The sequence below is a fragment of the Dietzia sp. SLG310A2-38A2 genome, assembly GCF_014145095.1.
In the GTDB taxonomy this organism is placed as follows: domain Bacteria; phylum Actinomycetota; class Actinomycetes; order Mycobacteriales; family Mycobacteriaceae; genus Dietzia.
Genome location: NZ_JAALDX010000477.1, coordinates 1 through 2,138, shown reverse-complemented (window position 1 = coordinate 2,138; position 2,138 = coordinate 1). Strand labels below are relative to the sequence as shown.

General features: G+C 71.1%; 2 protein-coding genes and 1 pseudogene. 2 read left to right on the top strand and 1 reads right to left on the bottom strand.

What is annotated here, in order from left to right; translation table 11 throughout:
• Positions 1-170: 170 nt before the first annotated feature.
• Positions 171-1,370 (bottom strand): acetyl-CoA C-acetyltransferase, encoded by a 1,200-nt coding sequence (locus tag G6027_RS15565; protein ID WP_182637960.1) that lies wholly within the window; start codon positions 1,368-1,370, stop codon positions 171-173.
• 76 nt (positions 1,371-1,446) lie between these two features.
• Here G6027_RS15565 and mce point away from each other — a divergent pair, with 76 nt between their 5' ends.
• Positions 1,447-1,917: a methylmalonyl-CoA epimerase gene (gene mce / locus G6027_RS15560; protein WP_182637959.1), complete on the top strand. Its 471-nt coding sequence runs from the start codon at positions 1,447-1,449 to the stop codon at positions 1,915-1,917.
• Positions 1,918-1,951: 34 nt separating this feature from the next.
• Positions 1,952-2,138 (top strand): annotated as a pseudogene (locus G6027_RS15555) (hypothetical protein); the annotation flags it as partial.

The following is a 2,138-nucleotide window of genomic DNA, read 5'->3' as shown; positions in this document are numbered from 1 at the left end:
TCCGCGGGCGGCGGTGGCGGGGTCCCGCTTGGCCTCCGCCCGTTTCTTCAACCCCGAGAGATCGACGGCGCCGGCGAGGGACGCCGCGAGCTTCTGCTCGGAGGCGGACGGGGGTCGGTTACCTGGTCTCGTCACGCCTTCGATCCTGCCACGCCCGGTCCGATCGGGTGTCAGCTGGTCGCGGGCACGCGGATCAGCAGAGCGTCACCCTGCCCGCCTCCGCCGCAGAGGGCGGCCGCCCCGAGGCCACCGCCGCGGCGGGCCAGCTCCAGTGCGAGAGTCAGGACGACGCGGCTGCCCGACACTCCGATCGGGTGCCCGATCGAGATGGCGCCACCGTTGACGTTGACCTTGTCGGGGCTCACCCCGAGGGCCTTGGTCGAGTGCAGACCGACCGAGGCGAAGGCCTCGTTGAACTCGAACAGGTCGATGGACTCGACCTCGACGTCCGCGCGACGGCAGGCGTCCAGAACCGCGTCTGCAGGCTGGTGCTGCAACGTCGAGTCCGGGCCGGCGACGGTGCCGTAGCCGACGATCTCGGCGAGTACGGGCCAGCCCTCGGCCTCGGCCCGGGCGGCGGTGGTGACGATGACGGCGGAGGCGCCGTCGGAGATCTGGGAGGAGGAGCCCGCGGTGATGGTCCCGTCCTTCGAGAAGGCGGGCCTGAGCTTGCCCATCGACTCGGCGGTCGACTCGGCGCGAACACCCTCGTCGGTCTCCACGACCGTGTCGCCCTTGCGGCCCTTCACGGTCACGGGGACCACCTCGTCCGCGAACCGCCCCTCGGCCCATGCGGCGGCCGCACGCTGGTGGGAGATCGCCGCGAACTCGTCCTGATGCTCACGGGTGATCTCGAGCTCCGCGTTGCGCGCCTCGGTGAGCGCACCCATCGGCTGGTCCGTGGGAACGTCGTGCAGGCCGTCGTAGGCCATGTGGTCCAGGACCTCGATGGAGCCGTACTTGTACCCGCTGCGGCTCTTGGGCAGCAGGTGGGGCGCCTGGGACATCGACTCCTGACCGCCCGCCACGACGACCTCGGAGTAGCCGGCGCGGATCGCCTGGTCCGCCAGTGCGATCGCCGTCAGGCCGGACAGGCACATCTTGTTGATGCTCAACGCGTCCACCCGCTGCGGGATCCCGGCGGCCAGTGACGCCTGACGCGCGGGCATCTGCCCGTTTCCGGCGGACAGCACCTGACCCATGATCACCTGGTCGACGGCCTCGGCGGGCACGCCGCCCCGCTCGAGAGCGCCCCGGATGGCGATTCCGCCCAGTTCGGGGGCGGACAGGGAGGACAGACCGCCCTGGAGGCGGCCGAACGGGGTGCGGGCCCCGGAGACGATGACGGTGCGGGTGGAGTCGGCGGGCATTGCGGACCTTCCATTTGAGGGGCTGTACGTGTACAGGCCAAACTACCGCCTCCCCGCACCGACTACCGTGGTCCCCATGACCACTACCCCAGCCAGCCAACCCCTCCTGCCCTCCGAACTCGTCGTGGCGATCGACCACGTCGGCGTGGCGGTCCCCGACTTCGACGCCGCTGTGACCTGGTACCGGGACAACCTCGGGATGGAGAACCTCCACGAGGAGATCAACGAGGAGCAGGGGGTGCGCGAGGCCATGCTGGGGTCGCCCGGCCGACCGGACGGAAGCGCACTCCTCCAGGTTCTCGCACCCCTGGACGAGTCCTCGACGATCGCCAAGTACCTGGACCGCAACGGCCCGGGCATCCAGCAGATGGCGGTCCGGGTGACCGACATCGAGGCCGTCACCGCGCACCTCACCGGGCGCGGTGTGCGGGTGCTGTACCCGGAACCGAAACGGGGCACCGCGGGTTCGAGGATCAACTTCATCCACCCCAAGGACGCGGGGGGCGTGCTCCTGGAACTGGTCGAACCGGCCGCCGGGTCGCACTAGGGCCCCGGGGCGGGCTCCCCGCTAGGGTGGGGCCATGTCGAGCACACAGATGCCCACCACGGGCGCCGACCCCTTCGCGGTGGTCCGCAAGGGCTTCGACCGCGATCAGGTGACCTCCACACTCGCGCGTCTGGAGGCCGAGGTGGAACTCCTCCGCGCGGACCGCGCCGCCGCCGTCGAGCGGGCTGAACGGGCTGCCGCTGAGGCGGCACGCGAGCGCG

Excerpts from the sequence above, each read along its gene's own strand:
- G6027_RS15565 (WP_182637960.1), bottom strand. The coding sequence starts at position 1,370 with ATGCCCGCCGACTCCACCCGCACCGTCATCGTCTCCGGGGCCCGCACC.
- mce (WP_182637959.1), top strand. The coding sequence starts at position 1,447 with ATGACCACTACCCCAGCCAGCCAACCCCTCCTGCCCTCCGAACTCGTC.